Below are 5,428 nucleotides of genomic sequence, written 5' to 3'. Positions count from 1 at the left end.
CGCGCTGTGGCGACTGGCGCGGACCGCCTGCCCTCCGGGAGAGCGGTGACGAGATGATGTTGAGGGGGAGTCAGACCACATGAACGCATCCTTCGCGGCCCTGGCCTATCTGGTCTCCGGGGTGCTGTTCATCCTCAGCCTCAGGGGTCTGTCGAGCCCCGACACCAGCCGGCGCGGCAACACGCTGGGCATGGTCGGCATGGCGCTGGCGGTGGCGGTGACGCTGCTGACCCTGTGGTCGGCGGGAACGCTGGACCTGCTGACGCTGGGCCTGATCGCCGGGGGCGTGATCGTTGGCGGAGGGGCGGGCGCGCTGATCGCCGGCCGGGTGCAGATGACCCAGATGCCGCAGCTGGTCGCGGCCTTCCACAGCCTCGTCGGCATGGCCGCCTGCCTCGTGGCCGTCGGGGCCGTCTATGCACCCGAGAGCTTCGGCATCGCCACGGCTGCGGGGGGCATCAAGACGCTGTCGATCATCGAGCTGAGCCTCGGGGTCGCCATCGGCGCGGTCACTTTCACCGGGTCGGTGATCGCCTTCGCCAAGCTGAACGGAAACATGAGCGGCGCGCCGATCATCCTGCCGATGCGGCACCTGATCAACATCGGCCTGGCGCTGGGGCTGGTGTTCCTGATCGGCATACTGATCGGCACCGGCGGCACGGCGGTCTGGGCCTTCTGGGGCGTGTTCCTGATCGCCCTGATCCTGGGCGCCACCCTGATCATCCCGATCGGCGGGGCCGACATGCCGGTCGTGGTGTCGATGCTGAACAGCTACTCCGGCTGGGCCGCCGCCGCGCTGGGCTTCACGCTCGAGAACATCGCCCTGATCATCACCGGCGCGCTGGTCGGCAGCTCGGGGGCGATCCTGAGCTACATCATGTGCAAGGCGATGAACCGCAGCTTCATCTCGGTCATCCTCGGCGGCTTCGGGGGCGACGCCGCCGCGGCCGGAGGAGGCGCAGTCGAAACTCGCCCGGTCAAGCAGGGCTCGGCCGACGACGCGGCCTTCATCATGAAGAACGCCTCCAAGGTCATCATCGTGCCCGGCTACGGCATGGCGGTGGCGCAGGCCCAGCACGCGCTGCGCGAGATGGCCGACAAGCTGAAGGCGGAGGGGGTCGAGGTGAAATACGCCATCCACCCAGTCGCCGGGCGGATGCCGGGCCACATGAACGTCCTGCTGGCCGAGGCCAATGTGCCCTATGACGAGGTGTTCGAGCTGGAGGACATCAACTCCGAGTTCGCCTCCTGCGACGTGGCGTTTGTCATCGGCGCCAACGACGTCACCAACCCCGCCGCCAAGACCGACCCGCAGAGCCCGATCTACGGCATGCCGGTGCTGGACGTGGAGAAGGCGGGCACCGTGCTGTTCATCAAGCGCGGCATGGGCAGCGGCTATGCGGGCGTGGAGAACGAGCTCTTCTTCCGCGACAACACCATGATGCTGTTCGCCGACGCCAAGAAGATGGTCGAGGGGATCGTGAAGGGGCTTTAGAAGCCGACCGGGTGGGCCGCTGGTGTTGACCGAATATCCCTAGACAGACTAGGGTAATTACAGCGGACGCCGCTGGGCGATCCGCGCCGACAACCGGGCTGGGTATGGCTTTCGCTTCGCGAGCCTCCGCTCTGGACCGCCAAAATGGTCAACAAGATCCTCGCTCCCGACGCCCGCGCGCTGGATGAAGAGAGAGCCGCCGAGCCGGTCATACACCACGAACCGAAGGGGTTCTCCGACCGCTTCGCCCTGGGCTTCACCAAACTGCTGCGCGTCTGCGCCGACACCTTCTTCGCCAAGAAGTACGGCCACCGGGCCATCGTGCTTGAAACTGTGGCGGCCGTGCCGGGCATGGTGGGGGCGACCTTGCAGCACCTGCGCTGCCTAAGGGAAATGCGCGATGACGAGGGCTGGATCCGCACCCTGATGGAGGAGGCGGAAAACGAGCGGATGCACCTGATGACCTTCATTGAGGTGGCGAAGCCGACGTATTTCGAGCGGCTGGTCGTCCAGCTGGCCCAGGCGATCTTCTATATCGGCTTCTTCCTGCTCTATCTGATCTCGTCGCGCACCGCGCACCGGGTCGTCGGCTATTTCGAGGAAGAGGCGGTCATCAGCTACACCCTGTATCTGAAGGAGATCGACGAGGGCCGATCACCCAACGTCGCCGCTCCCGCCATCGCCATCCACTACTGGAAGCTGCCCGCGGACGCGACGCTGCGCGACGTCGTCCTGAAGGTCCGGGCCGACGAGGCCCATCACCGCGACGTCAACCATGGCTTCGCCAGCACTCTGGCCAAGCTGCCGCCCAGTCCTGTACCGTCGGCTCCCTATCCGCCCCACGCGGAGGAGCTGCGGGGCGTCGCCTGACGGGAGGACGCGATGGCCTATGAGGCGAAGACGGTCCCGGTGAAAATGCCGGTCGCTGACTTCATCGCCGCTGTCGAGAACCCTCGGCGCCGGGCCGACGCGGAGACCCTGTGCGCCCTCTTCGAGGAGATCAGCGGCGAGCCGCCGGTGATGTGGGGGCCGTCGATCATCGGCTTCGGGGCCTACCACTACCGCTACGCCAGCGGGCATGAAGGGGACGCGCCCTGGCTCGGCTTCTCGCCCCGCAAGGCCCACACGGTCGTCTACATCCTGCCGGGGTTCTCGGGTTGGGAGACGATGGTCGCGCGGCTGGGCAAGGTGAAGACCAGTGTCGCCTGCCTCTACATCAACCGACTCGACCAGATCGACATGGACGCGCTGCGCGACCTGGCCGCCGCGTCTCTGGTCGAGATGCGCGAGCGGTTCCCGGACTGATCAGGCCGCCATGCGGAAGTCGTCAGCGGGGGCGAAGGCGGGTCGGGCTTCGTCCCACAGCGCGTCCTCGTCGGCGTAACGGGCCGAGAGACCAGCGTCGATGACGTCGATGACCTGTTCCTCCAGCCGGTCCCAGACGACGGCCAGCCCGCCGCAGCCGTCGGCTTCGCAGGGGACGATCAGGTAGCGGTTGGCGGTGACGGCGGTCTGGGGGGCGAATGCGCGGGCCATGGGTCAACTCCGGTAGGTCTGTGTCCGTTGATCCTGACCATGAAGCAGCATTGCGCCAGAAACGGTCGTATGACATCGTGCGGGCATGAGACACGACAAGGCGGCGATGGTCATCGAGCTGGCGCGGCGGATGGCCGCCAGCGCCGAGGGGCTGACGCTCGACGAGATGGCGCGCGAAAGCGGCGTGGGTCGCCGCACCGCCGAGCGGATGCGCGACGCCGTGCTGGCCCTGTTTCCGCAGGCGGAGGAGGTGTCGGACCCGCCGACCAAGCGCTGGCGCATCCGCGGCGGGCTTTCAGCGTTCGAACAGGCGCCGACAACCGAAGAGCTGGTCGAGCTCAGCAAGGCGGCGCAGGGCCTGCGCGCGACCGGCGAGCCGGGCCGGGCGTCGGCGCTGGAAGGGCTGGAGCGCAAGCTGAAGTCGGCCATGCGCTCGACGACGCTGAACCGGCTGGCGCCCGATCTCGAGGCGCTGGTGCGGGCTGAGACCATCGCCGTGCAGGCCGGGCCACGGCCGTCGGCCGACGAGGCGGTGCTGACAGAGATCCGGCACGCCATCCTGGCCGGACAGCCGCTCGGATTCATCTACAGCCGGCCCGGCGCGGAGGCGCGGCGGCGCAGCGTTGCGCCGTGCGGGGTGATGTTCGGACGCGCCAACTATCTCGTCGCCGCCGACCGTGAGACCGGCCGCATCCAGACCTTCCGCCTCGACCGGATGAGCGCGGTCAAGGCCGAGGCCGGCTTGGCGGCTCCGCCGGACGACTTCGACCTGCAGGCCTTCGCCAGCCAGTCCTTCGGCATCTATCAGGACGAAATCGAGGACGTGGCCCTTCGTGTCACGCCCGACGGGGCGGTCGAGGCCCGGGCGTGGCGCTGGCATCCGACCCAGAGCATCGAGACGCAGGGCGATGGCGGCGTGGTGGTGCGGTTCCGGGCGTCAGGCATGCGGGAGCTCGCCTGGCACCTGTTCACCTGGGGCGACCGGGTCCAGATTCTCGCGCCGGAGCGGTTGAAAACGGCAATGGCCGCGGAACTGGCCGCGGCGCAGCGCGGGCTGGAGCGCGCCTGATCGGCGTCAGCCGCCCAGAGCCGCGCCGGCGATCAGCCAGCCGGTCAGCGAGGCCGCGACGACCAGTTCGATGACGACCAGATGAAGAAGCCAGTGCTTCCGTACGAACCCGAGCAAATTCACGACGGACCCCATTCAGACCCGGGCCAAACCGGTGAACCTGCAAATGGTTCAGCCATGGGCGCCGCGCGGACGCAAGCCTGACGAAAGCTTAAGCTGACGTCGCCCGCCGTCCTGTGCGAGATCACGGAGCGCAAACGGGGGAGCGCCATGCGCCAGATGATGATCGCGGTATGGGCCGCCATGGCTTTGGCCACCGCCGCGCAAGCGGGGGGGACAGTTCAGGAGGCGGGCGCCGAGCCGTCCAGACCCGCCGTGACGATCGTCCGTGACGGCGACGCCTGGACCGCGACCTATGACCTCGACCGCGACGCTCCGGTCTGGGCCTTCTTCCGCTCGGCGCTCATCGCCGGATCGCGCCAGCCGTGGCGACCCGAGCAATGGCGGGTGGTCACGCCGGGCGTGGTGCTGGAGCGGGCGGGGAACCGCGACATCCTGCGCGCTTCGGACGGCGGGGCTGTGCCGCGCCGGATCGAGATCGCCTTCACCCCCAGATCGGACAACCTGGAGGCGGACTATGGGGTGCTCGCCTTCACCGACGGCTCGGTGGCCCTGCCAAGCGGCCAGTTCGACGTCTTTCCGCTGGCCTCGGTCGCGGAGGCGGAGGCCGTGCCGCTCGATCTGACCGGCTATCCGCTGGCGACGGGCCCGGCCTCGGTGACGTGGCGCGACCGGGCGGGGCCGATCCTGTTCCGGGGCCAGCGCTTGCCTGAGGTCACCGCGGTCCAGGCCGAAACCTATGTGCTGTTCGGCGAGGCCGACGTGGTCGAGAGCGAGCGGCTGGTGACCGTGATCGACCCGCAGTTGCCGCGGTGGATCGGCGCGGCCCTCGAATCCTTCGCGCCCGGCGTCGCCGACGTCTATTCCGCCCGCCTCGGGCGCGGCCAGAGCGACCGACCCACAATCATGGTCAGCTGGGCCGGGCCGACCTCAGGCATGAACTCGATGGCCGGAAGCGTCCTGCCGGGACTGATCGTCATGCGGTTCGAGGGCGTCGGCGTGGTCGAGCCGAGCGACCGCACCCTGGCGACGGCGCGCTGGTTCATCGGCCACGAGAGCGCGCATTTCTGGCTGGGACAGATCGTCCGCTACGAGCGCGCCCGCGACGGCTGGATCACCGAAGGCGGTGCCGATCTGATGGCCATTCGCATGATGGCGACGCTGGACGCCGGTTACGAGCCGCGGATCGACCTGCAGAAGGCGATCGA

6 protein-coding genes are annotated in these 5,428 nt (G+C 68.5%); 5 read left to right on the top strand and 1 reads right to left on the bottom strand.

What is annotated here, in order from left to right:
• Nucleotides 1-79 precede the first annotated feature (79 nt).
• From VGB60_RS07085 to VGB60_RS07075, 3 genes are all read left to right on the top strand, one after another.
• Nucleotides 80-1,495, top strand: coding sequence for an NAD(P)(+) transhydrogenase (Re/Si-specific) subunit beta (locus tag VGB60_RS07085; RefSeq protein WP_331037565.1), 1,416 nt, complete (start codon nucleotides 80-82; stop codon nucleotides 1,493-1,495).
• A gap of 144 nt (nucleotides 1,496-1,639) precedes the next feature.
• Entirely contained in the window at nucleotides 1,640-2,365 is a 726-nt protein-coding gene (locus VGB60_RS07080; RefSeq protein ID WP_331037564.1) for an alternative oxidase, read from the top strand.
• Nucleotides 2,366-2,377: 12 nt separating this feature from the next.
• Nucleotides 2,378-2,800 carry a DUF1801 domain-containing protein gene (locus VGB60_RS07075; protein WP_331037563.1) on the top strand — a complete coding sequence of 141 codons (423 nt, stop codon included), beginning with the start codon at nucleotides 2,378-2,380 and terminating at the stop codon, nucleotides 2,798-2,800.
• On the opposite strand, the gene VGB60_RS07070 is transcribed toward VGB60_RS07075, so the two are convergent.
• Nucleotides 2,801-3,031, bottom strand: coding sequence for a hypothetical protein (locus VGB60_RS07070; RefSeq protein WP_331037562.1), 231 nt, complete (start codon nucleotides 3,029-3,031; stop codon nucleotides 2,801-2,803).
• 85 nt (nucleotides 3,032-3,116) lie between these two features.
• Here VGB60_RS07070 and VGB60_RS07065 point away from each other — a divergent pair, with 85 nt between their 5' ends.
• The gene (locus VGB60_RS07065) at nucleotides 3,117-4,100 is read left to right on the top strand and encodes a WYL domain-containing protein (RefSeq protein WP_331037561.1); all 984 of its coding nucleotides are present in this window, start codon (nucleotides 3,117-3,119) and stop codon (nucleotides 4,098-4,100) included.
• 270 nt (nucleotides 4,101-4,370) lie between these two features.
• Nucleotides 4,371-5,428, top strand: a 1,058-nt coding sequence (locus tag VGB60_RS07060) for a hypothetical protein (protein WP_331037560.1), incomplete at its 3' end; no start/stop codon positions are given.

It is taken from the genome of Brevundimonas sp. (assembly GCF_036399195.1).
In the GTDB taxonomy this organism is placed as follows: Bacteria; Pseudomonadota; Alphaproteobacteria; order Caulobacterales; family Caulobacteraceae; genus Brevundimonas.
This window is presented reverse-complemented; position numbering and strand designations above follow the sequence as displayed.